Annotated in this window: 14 protein-coding genes; 6 read left to right on the forward strand and 8 right to left on the reverse strand. The window is 52.5% G+C overall.

Annotated features, from left to right (window positions below; all coding sequences use genetic code 11):
- Positions 1–56: 56 nt before the first annotated feature.
- From gyrB to HMPREF2551_RS00440, 4 genes are all read right to left on the reverse strand, one after another.
- Entirely contained in the window at positions 57–2,447 is a 2,391-nt protein-coding gene (gene gyrB / locus HMPREF2551_RS00425; RefSeq protein WP_070836747.1) for a DNA topoisomerase (ATP-hydrolyzing) subunit B, read from the reverse strand.
- A gap of 194 nt (positions 2,448–2,641) precedes the next feature.
- Positions 2,642–3,529, reverse strand: coding sequence for a 50S ribosomal protein L11 methyltransferase (gene prmA / locus HMPREF2551_RS00430; protein ID WP_070836748.1), 888 nt, complete (start codon positions 3,527–3,529; stop codon positions 2,642–2,644).
- An 89-nt stretch (positions 3,530–3,618) separates the two neighbouring features.
- Positions 3,619–4,428: a 4-hydroxy-tetrahydrodipicolinate reductase gene (dapB, locus tag HMPREF2551_RS00435; RefSeq protein WP_070836749.1), complete on the reverse strand. Its 810-nt coding sequence runs from the start codon at positions 4,426–4,428 to the stop codon at positions 3,619–3,621.
- 9 nt (positions 4,429–4,437) lie between these two features.
- Positions 4,438–4,833, reverse strand: a complete 396-nt coding sequence (locus HMPREF2551_RS00440; protein ID WP_049333683.1) for an outer membrane protein assembly factor BamE — start codon at positions 4,831–4,833, stop codon at positions 4,438–4,440.
- A gap of 151 nt (positions 4,834–4,984) precedes the next feature.
- On the opposite strand from HMPREF2551_RS00440, the gene fur reads away from it, so the two are divergent.
- The 3 genes from fur (at position 4,985) to dapD (ending at position 7,387) form a co-directional block, all read left to right on the forward strand.
- Positions 4,985–5,482, forward strand: coding sequence for a ferric iron uptake transcriptional regulator (gene fur, locus HMPREF2551_RS00445; RefSeq protein ID WP_003682812.1), 498 nt, complete (start codon positions 4,985–4,987; stop codon positions 5,480–5,482).
- Positions 5,483–5,559: 77 nt separating this feature from the next.
- Positions 5,560–6,303, forward strand: a complete 744-nt coding sequence (aat, locus tag HMPREF2551_RS00450; protein ID WP_070836913.1) for a leucyl/phenylalanyl-tRNA--protein transferase — start codon at positions 5,560–5,562, stop codon at positions 6,301–6,303.
- A 262-nt stretch (positions 6,304–6,565) separates the two neighbouring features.
- Positions 6,566–7,387: a 2,3,4,5-tetrahydropyridine-2,6-dicarboxylate N-succinyltransferase gene (gene dapD / locus HMPREF2551_RS00455; RefSeq protein ID WP_070836750.1), complete on the forward strand. Its 822-nt coding sequence runs from the start codon at positions 6,566–6,568 to the stop codon at positions 7,385–7,387.
- 196 nt (positions 7,388–7,583) lie between these two features.
- Here dapD and HMPREF2551_RS00460 read toward each other — a convergent pair whose 3' ends face one another.
- The 4 genes from HMPREF2551_RS00460 to HMPREF2551_RS00475 form a co-directional block, all read right to left on the reverse strand.
- On the reverse strand, positions 7,584–8,378 hold the full coding sequence (locus tag HMPREF2551_RS00460; protein ID WP_070836751.1) for a glycosyltransferase family 8 protein: 795 nt from the start codon (positions 8,376–8,378) through the stop codon (positions 7,584–7,586).
- Between the two features lie 38 nt (positions 8,379–8,416).
- Positions 8,417–10,219 carry a DNA recombination protein RmuC gene (gene rmuC, locus HMPREF2551_RS00465; protein WP_070836752.1) on the reverse strand — a complete coding sequence of 601 codons (1,803 nt, stop codon included), beginning with the start codon at positions 10,217–10,219 and terminating at the stop codon, positions 8,417–8,419.
- Between the two features lie 1,031 nt (positions 10,220–11,250).
- Positions 11,251–12,615 carry a tRNA uridine-5-carboxymethylaminomethyl(34) synthesis GTPase MnmE gene (mnmE, locus tag HMPREF2551_RS00470; protein ID WP_070836753.1) on the reverse strand — a complete coding sequence of 455 codons (1,365 nt, stop codon included), beginning with the start codon at positions 12,613–12,615 and terminating at the stop codon, positions 11,251–11,253.
- A 91-nt stretch (positions 12,616–12,706) separates the two neighbouring features.
- On the reverse strand, positions 12,707–13,363 hold the full coding sequence (locus tag HMPREF2551_RS00475) for an NAD(P)-dependent oxidoreductase (RefSeq protein WP_070836754.1): 657 nt from the start codon (positions 13,361–13,363) through the stop codon (positions 12,707–12,709).
- A 119-nt stretch (positions 13,364–13,482) separates the two neighbouring features.
- Between HMPREF2551_RS00475 and HMPREF2551_RS00480 the strand changes: the two genes are divergently transcribed.
- The 3 genes from HMPREF2551_RS00480 to HMPREF2551_RS00490 all read left to right on the forward strand — a co-directional run.
- Positions 13,483–14,373 carry a LysR family transcriptional regulator gene (locus HMPREF2551_RS00480; protein WP_070836755.1) on the forward strand — a complete coding sequence of 297 codons (891 nt, stop codon included), beginning with the start codon at positions 13,483–13,485 and terminating at the stop codon, positions 14,371–14,373.
- The gene (locus tag HMPREF2551_RS00485; RefSeq protein ID WP_070836756.1) at positions 14,370–14,642 is read left to right on the forward strand and encodes a GIY-YIG nuclease family protein; all 273 of its coding nucleotides are present in this window, start codon (positions 14,370–14,372) and stop codon (positions 14,640–14,642) included. Before HMPREF2551_RS00480 ends, HMPREF2551_RS00485 begins: the two co-directional genes overlap by 4 nt.
- 462 nt (positions 14,643–15,104) lie before the next feature.
- On the forward strand, positions 15,105–15,575 hold a 471-nt coding region (locus HMPREF2551_RS00490), incomplete at its 3' end, for a c-type cytochrome (RefSeq protein WP_070836757.1).

A 15,575-nucleotide genomic window follows, 5' to 3' on the forward strand; every position in this document is an offset into this window, starting at 1 on the left:
AAAACAAAAAGGCCGTCTGAAAATCGTTTTTCAGACGGCCTTTTATCTTTCCATGCTTAGGCGTCAATGTTTTGTGCCAGCAGGGCGTTGTTTTCGATGAAGGCGCGGCGCGGTTCGACTTCGTCGCCCATCAGGGTGACGAACACTTCGTCGGCGGCAATGGCGTCTTCGATGCGGACTTTCAGGAGGCGGCGGACGGTGGGATCCATCGTGGTTTCCCAAAGTTGTTCCGGGTTCATCTCGCCCAAGCCTTTGTATCGTTGGATGGACATGCCTTTTTGGGCAACGCTCATCAAGATGTCCAAAGCGGCTTCAAAGCTGTCGATGTCGTATTCGTTGTCGCCTTTGTAGAGCTTCGCTCCTTTACCGACCATGCCTTTGAGTGCGGCGGCGGTTTGGGTAAGGGTTTGATAAGCTTTGCTGTTGAGGAATTTAGGCTCGAGGTAGCTCACCATCACATTGCCGTGCAGCTTGCGTGTGATTTTGATGAACTGGTGTCCTTCGTGGCCTTCGATGCGTTCGAGTGCGACTTCTTTTTCGTCCAAGAGGCCGCTCAATTCGGCAACGGCGCGGTCTGCGCTTTCTGCTGTACTGAGGTCGACCGGCGAAGCGTGCAGCATGGCGTGCAGGACGAGTTCGTCAATGATGCGGCTTTCTTGCTCGATGACGGTTTTGGCCAACAGGAATTGTTTGGCGGTATCGGCAAGCTCTTCGCCTTCGATGGTGCGGCCGTCTGAAACGATTTTGGCTTTTTCCAAGGCTAGACCGAGCAGCCATTGGTCTTTTTCCAATTCGTCTTTGAGATAGCGCTCTTGTTTGCCGTATTTGGCTTTGTACAAAGGCGGCTGGGCGATGTAGATGTAGCCGCGTTCGACCAGCTCGGGCATTTGGCGGTAGAAGAAGGTCAGGAGCAGGGTGCGGATGTGCGCGCCGTCCACATCGGCATCGGTCATGATGATGATGCGGTGGTAGCGCAGTTTTTCGGCATTGAATTCTTCTTTGCCGATGCCTGCGCCTAGAGCGGTAATCAGCGTGGCGACTTCTTGGCTGGCCAGCATTTTTTCAAAACGTGCTTTTTCGACGTTCAAAATCTTACCTTTGAGCGGCAAAATCGCTTGGAATTTGCGGTCGCGGCCCTGCATGGCGGAGCCGCCTGCGGAGTCGCCCTCGACGAGATAGAGTTCGGACAGGGCAGGGTCTTTTTCTTGGCAGTCGGCCAGTTTGCCCGGCAGGCCCAAACCGTCCATCACGCCTTTGCGGCGGGTAATTTCGCGTGCTTTTCGTGCGGCTTCGCGTGCGCGGGCGGCATCGACGATTTTGCTGGTGATGATTTTGGCTTCGGTTGGGTTTTCTTCAAGGAAGTCGGTCAGGGCTTGGTTGATGACTTCGTTGACGACGGGGCCGATTTCGCTGGAAACCAGTTTGTCTTTGGTTTGCGATGAGAATTTCGGATCGGGCAGTTTGACGGACAAAACGCAGGTTAGGCCTTCGCGCATATCGTCGCCGGCGGTTTCCACTTTGGCTTTTTTGGCCACTTCGTTGGCTTCGATATAGTTGTTGATGGTACGGGTCATCACTTGGCGCAGTGCGGTCAGGTGCGTACCGCCGTCGCGTTGCGGAATGTTATTGGTGAAACATTGCACGCTTTCTTGGTAGCTGTCGTTCCACTGCATCGCGCATTCGACGCTCATGCCGTCTTTTTCGCCGAACGCGTAGAAGATTTTTTCGTGCAACGGCGTTTTTTTGCGGTTCATGTATTGCACGAAGCCGGCCACGCCGCCGGAGAGGGCGAAGCTTTCGTGTTTGCCGTCGCGTTCGTCGGTCAGCTCGATGTCCACGCCGTTGTTCAGGAAGGAAAGCTCGCGGATGCGTTTGGCAAGGATGTCGAAGCTGTATTCGACATTGCCGAAGGTTTCCGCGCTGGCGAGGAAGCGCACGGTTGTGCCTTTTTTGTCGGAATCGCCGACAACCTTCAACGGCTCTTCGGTTTCGCCGCGTACGAAGCGGACGAAGTGTTCTTTGCCGTCGCGGTAGATGGTCAGCGTTACCCAGTCGGACAGTGCGTTGACGACGGATACGCCCACGCCGTGCAGGCCGCCGGAGATTTTGTAGCTGTTGTTGTCGAATTTGCCGCCTGCGTGCAAGACGGTCATGATGACTTCGGCGGCGGAGCGGCCTTCTTTCGGGTGGATGCCGGTCGGCATGCCGCGGCCGTTGTCGGCCACGCTGACGGAATTGTCGGCATGGATGGTCACGGTGATTTTGTCGCAATGTCCGGCGAGCGCTTCGTCAATGGCGTTGTCGAGCACCTCGAACACCATGTGGTGCAGGCCGCTGCCGTCCTGCGTGTCGCCGATATACATACCGGGGCGTTTGCGTACCGCTTCCAAGCCTTCCAGCACTTGTATGCTGTCGGCGCCGTATTCTTCGTGTTTTTGGTCAGTCATGGTCTTTTCTTGCTGAATTTCAAGGAATTTTTCCGTGCGCGCAATGAAATGTCAAATGGGCGCGGCGGATGTGTTCCGAAAGGTCAAAATAATAGGCAATTATACCTGATTTTGCTGGAATATTCAGCGTTTTAAGTGCAAAAAGGCCGTCTGAAAGCTTAAATTTCAGACGGCCTTTGTATCGGAAAACAACTTTAGCGTTTGACGCCGCTCAATCGCGCCCAGCCTTCTTCGATTTCGGCAGGCTCGATGTCGAACCATTGGCTGTAAATGCCGCTGAGTTCTTCGACTTGTTCGTCCAAAAGGCCGGACAAGACAATGCGGCCGCCTTGTTTGGTGCGTGCGGCAAGCATTTCGCCGAGCATACGCAGCGGGTTGGCCAGAATGTTGGCGACAACGACATCAAATTGGCCTTGCGGCAGGCCGTCCGGCAGGTAGAACTGAGCGTCGACGTTGTTTTGCGCGGCATTGTCTTTGCTGGCGCGGATGGCTTGTTCGTCAATGTCTACGCCGATGGCGGAACCTGCGCCGAGTTTGAGGGCGGCAATGGCCAAAATGCCGGAGCCACAGCCGTAGTCCAATACGCTTTCTCCGCCTTTGAGCTGCGTGTCGAGCCATTTGAGGCAGAGGCGGGTGGTCGGATGGCTGCCGGTGCCGAAGGCAAGGCCCGGGTCGAGTTGCAGGTTGACGGCGTTGCCATTGGGCGCTTCGTGCCAAGACGGGGTAATCCACAGGCGGTCGGAAATTTGAATCGGGTCAAATTGCGCTTGGGTCAGGCGTACCCAGTCTTGATCTTCAAGGATTTCGCCGGTGGATTTCAAATCGTTCAAACCGCATTCCTGCGCGGCGGCTTCGATAATGGAAGCGGTATCGTCGCTTTCGCCGAAAAGGGCGATGACTTTGCTTTGTTGCCAGATTTGCTCGGTCGGCATGCCCGGCTCGCCGAAAATGGCCTGCTCGTTTTCTGTACCGGCGTAGGCATCTTCAATGGCGGCAGACAATGCGCCGTGTTCCATCAGCGCGTCAGCAAGGCGTTCGGCGACGGCATCGTTGACGTTGATGGTGATTTGTTGATAGGACATGGTGGGGCTTTCTTTTTAATAAGGCCGTCTGAAAATCGACGTTGTGCTTTCAGACGGCCTTGTCAGGGATGAAACCTGATAATGCGGGTTTATCGGTTTTTCAAACCCAGTACGTCTTGCATATCGTACAGGCCTTTTTTGCCGTTTGCCCAAACTGCGGCGCGTACGGCACCGGCGGCAAAGGTCATGCGGCTGCTGGCTTTGTGGGTGATTTCCACGCGCTCGCCGTCGGTGGCGAAGAGGGCGGTATGGTCGCCGACGATGTCGCCTGCGCGGACGGTGGCAAAACCGATGGTGGACAGATCGCGCGGGCCGGTGTGGCCTTCGCGGCCGTAAACGGCGCATTCTTTGAGGTCGCGGCCGAGTGCGTTGGCAATGACTTCACCCATGCGCAACGCGGTGCCGCTTGGGGCATCGACTTTGTGGCGGTGGTGGCCTTCGATGATTTCGATGTCGTAGCCTTCGTTCAATACGCGGGCGACGGTGTCGAGGATGTGGAAGGTCAGGTTGACGCCGACGCTGAAGTTGGCGGCGAAGACAACGCCTGTTTTTTCGCCTGCGGCTTGGATGGCGGCTTTGCCTGCGTCGTCGAAACCGGTCGTACCGATGATGATGTTGACGCCTTTTTCCACGCATTTTTGCAGGTGTTTCAGGGTTGGCTCGGGGCGGGTAAAGTCGATGAGGACATCGCTTTGAGCCAGTACGGCGTCCACGTCGTCTGAAATGGCGACGCCGGTTTTGAGGCCGGAGGCGAAGCCTGCATCCAAACCCAATACTTCCGAACCGGAATGCTCGAGTGCGCCGGAGAGGACGGTGTCGGGATGGTTGTTGACTGCTTCAACCAAAACGCGACCCATGCGGCCGTTGACGCCGGCGATGGCGATTTTCAATGCGCTCATGGGGCTTCCTTATTGCGGCTTGGTTTCGGTGGTCGGAACGATGTTTTGTCCGGCTTGAACCGCTTCGATGGATTTTTGAATGGCATCGCCTTCGGCGCGTGCGAGGACGTCGTTTTCAAAGTACAGGGTCAGGTTGCTTTGTTCTTTGATGATGCCGTTGCGGCTGGTGTTGAAAGTGTAATCCCAGCGGTCGGCATGGAAGGCGTCGCGCAGGAGCGGCGTACCGAGCAGCAGTTGGACTTGGTCGCGGGTCATACCTTGGCGCAGGGAAACCACGGCGCGGGGATTGAGCTCGTTACCTTGAATGATTTTGAGTTTGTAGGATGGAAAGTTGGATACGCGCTCGGCACTGCATGAGGCCAGACCTAAAATAGCGGCGATGGCAAGGCATAAGGCTTTATTCACGGGCTTACCTTTCTGTGTCATTTCGGGAAAGATGTTTATCATCGCTTGAATATTTTTAAAAAGCAAACGATAATCATCTTCTTAATTTTTCTTTTCGCCGATTTTCAATTGCAAGACCGGCGGCAGATTGCCGTCCTTTAACGGCCCAATAGTGGGCAAACGGGCGGAAAGTGCGTATTATAACGGTTATTACCTTACAGGGATATTGAATATTATGGAAAAATTCAGCAACATTGCGCAATTGAAAGACAGTGGTTTGAAAGTTACGGGTCCACGTTTGAAAATTTTGGACTTGTTTGAAACTCATGCCGAGGAGCATTTGAGTGCGGAAGATGTGTACCGCATCCTGTTGGAAGAGGGCGTGGAAATCGGCGTGGCGACGATTTACCGTGTGCTGACCCAGTTTGAACAGGCCGGTATTTTGCAACGCCACCATTTTGAAACCGGCAAAGCGGTTTACGAATTGGACAAAGGCGATCACCACGACCACATCGTTTGCGTGAAATGTGGCGAAGTAACCGAATTCCACAATCCGGAAATCGAAGCGCTGCAAGACAAAATCGCCGAAGAAAACGGCTACCGCATCGTCGATCACGCGCTGTATATGTACGGCGTATGCGGCGAATGCCAAACCAAAACTAAACGTTAATCAGTTTGTATGTTGATTTTTCAGACGGCCTTGGGCATTTTCAGCCTGAGGCCGTCTGAAACTTTATGGGCTTTACGATGAAGATTCCTTTTCTTGCGCCACGGGATTATCGTTTCCCCGACCCGTCTTACGCTTTAGCCGAATGCGACGGCTTGGTCGGCGTTAGCGGCGATTTGGATACGGGGCGGCTGCTGTCGGCGTATGGACAGGGGATTTTTCCGTGGTTTAGCCGCGACGGTTGGTTTTTTTGGTATGCGGTTGCGCCGCGAGCCGTGATTGTGCCGGAAAGCCTGCATATCGGTCGTTCGCTCGCCAAAACTTTGCGCAACAAGCCGTATCGGGTAACGGTCAACCGCTGTTTTGAAAAAGTGATTGCACATTGCGCCGATGTGCCGCGTCCGGAACAGGACGGAACGTGGATAGAACCTGCGTTTCAGACGGCCTATTTGAAGCTGCACCATCAGGGGCATGCGCATTCGTTTGAATGTTGGCTGCCGGACGAGCAAGGCGAAATGCAGTTGGCTGGCGGGTTTTACGGCGTGCAAATCGGCTGCGTGTTTTATGGCGAGTCGATGTTTGCCTTGCGTCCCGATGCGTCCAAGATTGCGTTTGCCTGCGCCGTCCCATTTTTGGCGGATTTGGGCGTTGCGCTGATAGACTGTCAGCAGGATACGGAACATATGCGCCGTTTCGGTTCGCGATTGATGGATTTTGCTGACTTTCAGACGGCCTTGAAAGAATGGAACGCGAAACCGTTAAAGCGGAATATTGAATGCGGCGTGGTGGCTGAAAATCTTCTACAAAAGATTGGCGGTAATTGATTTATCGGCACGGCGTGTCGGCAGAATCGACAGCTTGCATATCGTAGCTGGAAAATCAGTTAGAAAATAAATGCTATTCCATTCACGTGAACAGGCCGTCTGAAAATCTTGGCTTAGCCGAAATCCGGCCGTGTAACGCGCGGCGCTCATCATGTTAATAGCTGACGAAATCGCTTTTACATGGCAAAATAACGAGTTAAAAATTTGTAATAGGGTGGCCTGAATAGGTTTCAGACGGCCCTGATCTCTTGAAGGAATCAACATGTCTTTGCAAAACATCATTGAAACGGCTTTTGAAAACCGTGCCGAAATCAATCCGAATACCGTTACCCCGGAAGTGCGTGAAGCGGTTTTGGAAACCATTCATCAACTCGACTCCGGCAAACTGCGCGTTGCCGAGCGTTTGGGCGTGGGCGAATGGAAAGTTAACGAATGGGCGAAAAAAGCCGTATTGCTGTCTTTCCGCATTCAGGACAATGAAATCCTCAACGACGGCGTGAACAAATACTTTGACAAAGTGCCGACTAAATTTGCCGACTGGTCGGAAGACGAATTCCGCACTGCCGGTTTCCGCGCAGTTCCGGGTGCGGTTGCCCGCCGCGGCAGCTTTGTGGCGAAAAATGTCGTGTTGATGCCTTCTTATGTCAACATCGGCGCATACGTTGACGAAGGTGCGATGGTCGATACTTGGGCGACTGTCGGCTCTTGCGCGCAAATCGGTAAAAACGTGCACTTGAGCGGCGGCGTCGGCATCGGCGGTGTACTCGAGCCTCTGCAAGCCAGCCCGACCATTATTGAAGACAACTGCTTCATCGGTGCGCGTTCTGAAATCGTTGAAGGCGTGATTGTCGAAGAAGGCAGCGTGATTTCCATGGGCGTGTTCATCGGCCAATCCACCAAAATCTTTGACCGTACGACCGGCGAAATCTATCAAGGCCGCGTACCGGCAGGTTCGGTTGTCGTATCCGGCAGCATGCCTTCCAAAGACGGCAGCCACAGCCTCTATTGCGCGGTTATCGTCAAACGCGTGGATGCGCAAACCCGTGCAAAAACTAGCGTGAATGAATTGTTGCGCGGTATTTAATCGGATAACGATGACGCCGGCTGAGGGTGGCAATGCTTACTTTACAGTCGGGTTTGAACACAAAACAGGTAGAATATTCTGCCTGTTTTTTTATGGCTTAAAGGCCGTCTGAAACGATTTCAGACAGCCTTTTGTTTTTGATGATGGGTTGTTTTAAGGTCAATTGAGGCAAGGGAAGGGTATTCCCTGTCTGCGACTACGCTTCCGGCCAGTCGGCGCAATAGTATTGCCAATAGATTTCTTCAAAAGGAATCTTGCCGTAATCGCACAACCACGGTTTGGCGCGTGTGGTGTAATGGATGACGGGCGGGGCGGTATCCGGCAGAGGGAACATTTCATCAAGGTCGTATGTTTGGAAAAATCTTCTGGCGCCGGTTTGGTAATTCCAAGATTCTTCCAATTGCAGCCAGTTTTCTTGAAATACGGTGTTTAGAAAGCATTGGTCACCATAGGGGACGGCTTTATCAATGGTGGCGGCGGTTTGCAGCAGTTGCTCCGCGATATTGTGTTTGCGCCATTGACCCAAATCGGCCAGCAGCATGCCGGAATTGAAATAGGGTGTGGTGTGCAGGCCGGTCGGATGGTTCCAATCGGTACGGGCAAGATAGGAATCTTGTACGGCGGCGACGGGATAGCCGCGCATATCGAGGTTGAACAAATCGTGCAGGGATTGGGTAACCACCATATCGCTGTCGAGATAAAGGGCGCGGTCGACGGGCAGGTGCTGCATCATCAGGCGGAAAAATGCGGCATCCGAAATATGGGACAGGCGGCGATATTGGCTGAAGTCCATTTCGATTTTAACGTCATTCAGACGGTTGCCGCTGGCAGCAAGTTTTTGGTTGGTATAGTTAATCCATTCTTTCCTGAAAGTGTTATGCATAAGGTAGAAATTGACACCTGTATTGTGCGTACAGACGGATTTCATCAGGGTATGAACCTGCTCGGCATAGCCGGTATCGGCGGCAAGGACGATGGTGATGTTGCTCATTGGTTAAATTCCCTTTGTTTGCAATGTCTTAAGTTTTATCAGTCATTTTCTTGGTCTTGTGCGGTCGGTAAGGTGGCGTGGTCTTCGTTTTCCGACATAGCTTTTTCTACTAAATCGCGTTGCAGTTGTTTGCCGGCTTTGATGCCCAATTTGCGTAGTTTTTCGGTGCTGCTGATGAGATTGCCCCTGCCGGAAACCAAGCGGCCATAGGCCGTCTGAAACTGGGATTGAGCCTGAACAAGTGCTTTATTGATGCCGTCCATGCTTTCGACAAAGCCGACAAATTTGTCATAAAGTTTGCTGCCTGCTTCGGCAATTGCCAGCGCGTTTTGGTTTTGTTGCTCATTGCGCCAGATGTTGGCAACGGTGCGCAGGGTGGCGAGCAGGGTGCTGGGACCGGTCAGCATGATGCGTTTGTCGAAACACTCTTGGAAGAGGTTTGGATCGTGTTGCAGGGCGAGGAGGTAGGCCGGTTCGACAGGGACGAACATAAAGACGAAGTCCAGCGTTTTGACGCCTTCAAGGTCGGTGTAATCTTTTGCTGCCAAGCTTTTGATGTGGGCGCGGATACTGGCGACGTGGTTGGCAAGCTCGCGTTCTGCTTCTGCGCCGGTGCTTTGCGTATAGCGGACGTAGGCGGTCAGCGATACTTTAGAGTCGATGACGATTTGTTTGTTGTCGGGCAGATTGATGAGGACGTCGGGCTGAAGGCGGCGTTGGGTGCCGTCTGCTTCGTGGCGGACGCTGGAGGCTTGAACGATGTATTCGCGGCCTTTTTGCAGGCCGGAATTTTCCAATACGCTTTCCAAAATCATCTCGCCCCAGTTGCCTTGGGTTTTGTTTTGCGTGCCGGTCAGCGCGGTGGTCAGCGCTTTGGCATCGTGGTGGAGCTGGGTGTTGAGAGATTGCAGGCGTTTGAGCTCGTTTTCGATGGTCAGGCGTTCTTTGGCTTCTTTTTCGTAGGTTTGCTGAACCAGCTCACTGAAGCCGTGTATGCGTTCGTTGAGCGGATTGAGCAGTTGCTGGAGATGGTCGTGGTTTTGTTCGGTAAAGCGGCGGCTTTTCTCTTCTAAAATAGTGTTGGCGAGGTTTTGGAACTGGTCGCTCAGGTTTTGACGCGCATCTGCCAGCAGGGCCAATTTTTCTTCGGCGGCCTGACGGTCTTTTTCCGATTGGGTGTTGAGGCGCTCGTTTTGGACTTGAAGTGCGTGGTTTTGCTCCAAAAGGGCGGCGTATTCTTGTTTCAGACGGCCTTTTTCGGCTTCCTGTTGCTGTAAAAGGCTGTTTTTGTCATCGATATTGGCTTTTTCTTGGGTCAGTTGTGTGGAGAGGCGCTCGTTTTGGACTTGCAGCGCATGGTTTTGCTCTAACAGCGTGTCGTAGTCTTGTTTCAGACGGCCTTTTTCGGCTTCTTGTTGTCGCAAAAGCGTATTTTTATCCGCACTCAAGGCCTGCTCTTGAACCAGCTGAGTGTTTAGGCGTTCGTTGTTGATTTGCAGGTTTTGCGCGCTTTGCTGCCATTTTGCACATTCGTGTTTTAAAGCCTCGGCTTCGGCCTCGCAATCTTGCAGATAGGCAATCTGTTTTTCGGCTGCGGCAAAGCGGTTGCCCGTCTCCTGCAATTCGTCTTGCAATTCCTGCACGGTATGGCGGCTTTGCGCCAAATCCGCCGCAGTCTGGGCCTGCACCTGCTCGGCAAACTCATGCAGGCGGCGGGCTTCGGCCAATTCTTGCAAAACAATAAAGTGTCGGCTTTGGGCTTGGTAGCGTGTTATCAGCCAAGCAAACAGCGCGCCGATAAAAAATGCGGCCGCGCCGGTCAGGATTAGGGTGTTGTTCATGCTGGAAATAGTCAATACGCGGAATGTTTCACTATATCATATATTTGCAACGCATTTTATGGTCGGATATGTGCGGGTAACGTGGGTTTTCTTTTAAAAGAAGCTATCAAGGGTATTGTTTTTGGCTAAATAGTTATTTTTGTAACAATAAATATAAATTTATAAGATATTGAATTTTAAAATTTATTTTATTTAGAGTGCAATTTTGCAACAAAAAAAGTGGGATTTTATGGGGGGAATGAAACACGTTTGTAGTGCGTATGTAATCAAGACATCGGTGTCATTTGGTAAGACATCGGTGTCATTTTCAAAAAATAATGAAAATTAACAAAAAATATCTGTATGTTTGATTTTTACGCTATATATTTACGATTAAGCTGTATTAGTTTACATTTAAAACGGTATGATTCGCCCTGTCGGTAGCGCAGATGCCGATGAAAAAATGTGTATGTTGTTAAATAACATTTTGTTTCTATGAAAAAGGACTACTTAAAATGGGAAATTTAATAACGCTTGCTGCCGCTTCTTTAATCGGTATGTCCGGAATATCGGCTTCTGCCATCGGCATCTCCCGTAATATCGAAACGGCCATACACAAATAATTCAATTATAAACGAATCAATTACAATACCTTAGAAAACGCAACTTAGGCCGTTTTTCGGCCGACAGACAAGAAAGTGAGACAAACAATGAAAACTTTAATCAAACTGGCTGCAGCCTCTTTAATCGGCATGTCCGGCCTGACCGTCGGTGCAACCAATATCGCCCACAATATGGCTGATGCCGACAAATAAAAACACACAACGCTTCCTCAAATAAATACACAGAAAAGAGTTAAAATGAAAACATTAATCAAATTGGCTGCGGCTTCTTTGATCGGTATGTCCGGTTTGACAGTTGGCGCAACCAAAATCGCAAAAAATATGGCAGAAGCTGCCAATAAATAAACGCAAGTGAAATTAAGCTTGTTTTGGTGATAAAAAAGGCCGTCTGAACATTCAGACGGCCTTTGTATTTGATGGCAAACCGTTTTATTTGCCGATACAGAAGCGCGAGAAAATCACGCCCAGCAAATCGTCGGCGGTAAATTCGCCGGTGATTTCGCTGCAGGCGTTTTGGGCGAGGCGCAGGTGTTCGGCGAAAAGCTCGATTTGGTTGTTGTTGCAGAGGGCGGCGTTTTCCAGCTCGGCTTCGGTTTCGTGCAGGGCGTTGAGATGGCGGCTGCGGGCGAGGAACAGGCTTTCGCTTTCGCCCTGCCAGCCGACTTCTTGCAACAGCGCGTGTTTGAGCAAATCGAGACCGGCGCCGGTTTTGGCGGACAGGCTGATGACGGTGTCCACGCCGGTTTGCGCGAGGCCGTCTGAACGGACGGCGACGGGTTCGCCGGTCAGGTCGGCTTTGTTGTGGATTTCGATTTTTTTCAAACCTTCGGGCAGGCTGTTCAAAATGGCTTGGGTTTTGGCGTTTACGCCTTCGCGCGGGTCAATCAGAATCAGGGCGACATCGGCTTCGGAGACGGCCTTGCGGCTGCGTTCGATGCCGATTTGTTCGACCACGTCGTCGGTTTCGCGCAGGCCGGCGGTGTCGATGATGTGGATGGGCACGCCGTCGAGGGTGATTTGTTCGCGCACGGTGTCGCGGGTGGTGCCGGCGATGTCGGTTACGATGGCGATGTCGTCGCCCGCCAAGGCGTTGAGCAGGCTGGATTTGCCGACGTTGGGCGCGCCGACGAGGACGACGTTCATGCCTTCGCGCAAAATCGCGCCTTGTTCCGCGCTGGCGAGCACGGTTTTCAGACGTCCTTGCAGGGCTTGGAGCTTGCCGCGCGCGTCGGCGGCTTCGAGAAAATCGATGTCTTCTTCGGGAAAGTCCAGCGTGGCTTCGACCAGCATCCGCAAAGTAATAAGGTCGTCCACCAGCTCGTGTATGTGTTGGGAAAATGCGCCTTTGAGCGAACGCAATGCCATGCGGGCGGCGGACTTGCTGGAGGCGTCGATGAGGTCGGCGACGCTTTCGGCTTGGGCTAGGTCGAGTTTGTTGTTGAGGAAGGCGCGTTTGGTAAATTCGCCCGGCTCCGCCATACGCGCGCCCAGTTCGAGGCAGCGCGAAAGCAGCATATCCATCACGACGGGGCCGCCGTGTCCCTGCAATTCAATCACGTCTTCGCCGGTAAAGCTGGCGGGCGCGGCGAAGTAGAGCAGGATGCCGTTGTCTATCGGCTGTCCGTCGCCGCCGAGAAAGTCGGTGTAAAGCGCGGTGCGCGGCTTGGGCGTTTTGCCGCCGCTTAGGGTTTGCGCCAAAGGCAGTAGGTTTTTACCGGAAAGACGGATCACGCCGACGCCGCCGCGTCCGGGTGCGGTGGCGATGGCGGCGATGGTGGGTTGGGATGCGGACATGGGAACTCGCGTATAGGTAAATTTAATGGGCGTATTATAGCAAAAGGCCGTCTGAAACTTTGGGTTTCAGACGGCCTTTAAATGAAGGCGGTTAAGCGGCGGCAACGGTAAAGCGTTCAAACAAATGCGCTTTGTTTTCCGCATCGTCGGCGATGGCGACTGCCAAATCAGCCACGCTGATGCCTGCCGGAATTTCACCGTCCATCAGCAAATCGTCTTTGCCCAAGCGGTATTTGCCGGTTTTGTCTTCGCTGAAACCGCTGTCCGCGCCCAGTCGTGCCGGAGGGGAAACGAAAGACCAGTTCACGTCGCGGCGCGGCAAGATTTCTGCCAAGAGATGGCGTGCGGCATTGGCGCCGTCGAAAATTTCTTTCGGGAAGTCGGGCGTATCGATAACTTGCAAACCGGGCGCGACATACAGGCTGCCTGCGCCGCCGACAATCAAGAGATACGGCACTTGCGCCGCTTTTGCCGCTTCGACGATGTTGTTTGCGCCGCGTGTAAAATCCGCGCCGATGTTGGGATTGGTCCAGCCCGGGTTGAATGCGCTGACCACGGCGTCAAAGCCTGCCAGCTTGTCGGCGAAGTCCGCCGCATTGACATCTGCGGAGACGGCGGCAATATTTTGCGCTTGGAAAACTTTGTCTGTGTTGCGGGCGAAAGCGGTCACTTCATGACCGCGGCCTGCCAGTTCTTGCACGACTGCGTTGCCGACATAACCAGTTGCACCGATGACTGCGATTTTCATGTTTGACTCCTTGTGGGGATGTGATTGATTAGATGAGTGCATTGTAAGACCGTCTGAAACGCTTGATAATCCCTGTTTTGCTGTTATGATTGTGAAGTTGAACTACATAATCAGTCGAAATGCAAGACATCAAACCCCTGCTTGTTTTCGCCGCCGTCCTCGAACACGGCAGCATGAACGCCGCTGCTGCCGCGCTGGGCATGACTCCGTCGGCGGTCAGCCAGCACATCAACCGCCTCGAAACCCTGCACGGCATCAAGCTGTTAAACCGCAGCACGCGCAGCCTTTCGCCCACCGATGCCGGCCGCGCCTTGGGCGAATACTGCCGCCGCCTCGCCGCTACCTTGTCCGATACGCGTACCGTTATCGACAATCTGAAAACCGAACCTGTCGGCGAATTGCGGATTGCCCTGACTTCTACGGTCATCGAATCCCGCGCTTTTCAGACGGCCTTTTCGCGATTGCAAACCGAGTTCCCTAAAATCCGTCCTATCCTTAATTTCAGCGATACTTTGGACGACCTGCAACACAATCAGACCGACATCGCCATACGCGGCGGCGACCGTGCTTTGGACGATGCTAATCTGGTTGCGCGCCATCTCGTAACGTGGCCGTATATCATTTGCGCCGCGCCCAATTATCTCGACCGTCATCCGCCCATTACCCATCCCGCGCAGCTTCATGCCCACCGCTGGCTGCATTTTTTACCTGTCCGCACCACCTTGCAAAATGGTGAAGAAAGCTATTTCCTTGACGTCGCCGACAGCATTGCCTGCACGCATTTGGCTGCTGTACGCAGCCTGACCGAAAGCGGTTTCGGGTTGTCTTTGCAAGTGGGTGGCGAAGTGAGGGAGAAAATTGCACAAGGCCGTCTGAAAAGCGTTTTACCCGAATGGACATTGCCGCCGGTCAGCCTTTATTTGGTTACGCCTTATCGTGTGCAGTCTGCCAAAACCGAGGCTGCCGTGCGCATTTTTACTGAGAGTTTTGCCAAGGAAGGGGATTTATGAACGCGGAAAATTGGAGTGTTTATCTGATTTTGTGCGAAAACGGCGCGTTTTATTGCGGCATCAGCAACCGTCCGCAAGAGCGGTTTGCGGCGCATTCGTCAGGAAAAGGCGCGAAATACACGCGTTTGAACAAGCCTGTCGAGATGCGCATCGTTTCAGACAGCCTGACTAAAAGTGAGGCGCTGAAACGGGAAATCGGCATTAAGAAATTGACGGCGGAGCAGAAGCGGGGCTTGTGGGCTGAAGCTGAAACCTTGGCAAAAGGCTAATGGCATTGGATTAAATCGTAGTCGGAATATGAAAAACTCTATAAACAAGTAAGCCTGCCGGTGTCTTTTGCATGGCCAAGCGGCAAATGTTTATTAACATGATTCAAAAAGGCCGTCTGAAACCTGATTGGGATTCAGACGGCCTGGTTGGGACGGGGATAGCTTTCAGGTTGACGCTACTTATGGAGAAGTCGGTAAAAAGTTGAATTCTAAAAGAAACTTTGAAAATAAAATGAGTAACTTCTTGAACAATAAAATGAAAGTTATTGCGCTTCATGACAAATGGGGTGATTTCTATCCGAGTAGAGAGGTGGTGTCAATATGTTTTTCAGTTTTTGAGACAAAATCTGATTTATACCAATATTTATTATAGTGTAGGCCGAAAGTATTAGTTTCTGTGTTAGAATTTTTGAGCTGTTTATATAAAACAGTGATTTAAATAAAATTAAGGAAAGACAGAACATGAACAAATTACTGATTGCCGTAATGATGATGGCTGGTTTGACAGCTTGTTCCCAAGAGGCTAAACAGGAGACACAAGAGACTGCTCAAGCCGTTGCATCTGAAGTGAAAAACGAAGCCGCTTCTGCTGCCGATGCGACTGCATCTGCCGCTCAAGAAGCAGCCGCTAAGGTTGAAGCCGCCGCCAGCAAAGCAGAGGAAGCCGCGAAACCTGAAGAAGCTGCCAAGCCCGAAGAGAAAGCCGAAGCGCCTGCCGCTGAAGCCAAGCCTGCCGAATCTGCCAAAGTGGACGGCAAAGCTGTTTTTGAAGCGAACTGTAAAGCATGCCACGGCGGCTTGATTCCCGGCGCTCCGGCCGTAGGCAAAAAAGAAGACTGGGCGCCTCGCATTAAACAAGGCAAAGACACCTTGCACAAACACGCCCTCGAAGGCTTTAATTCCATGCCTGCCAAAGGCGGCAACAGCAGCTTG

The organism is Neisseria sp. HMSC066H01 (assembly GCF_001837375.1).
In the GTDB taxonomy this organism is placed as follows: domain Bacteria; phylum Pseudomonadota; class Gammaproteobacteria; order Burkholderiales; family Neisseriaceae; genus Neisseria.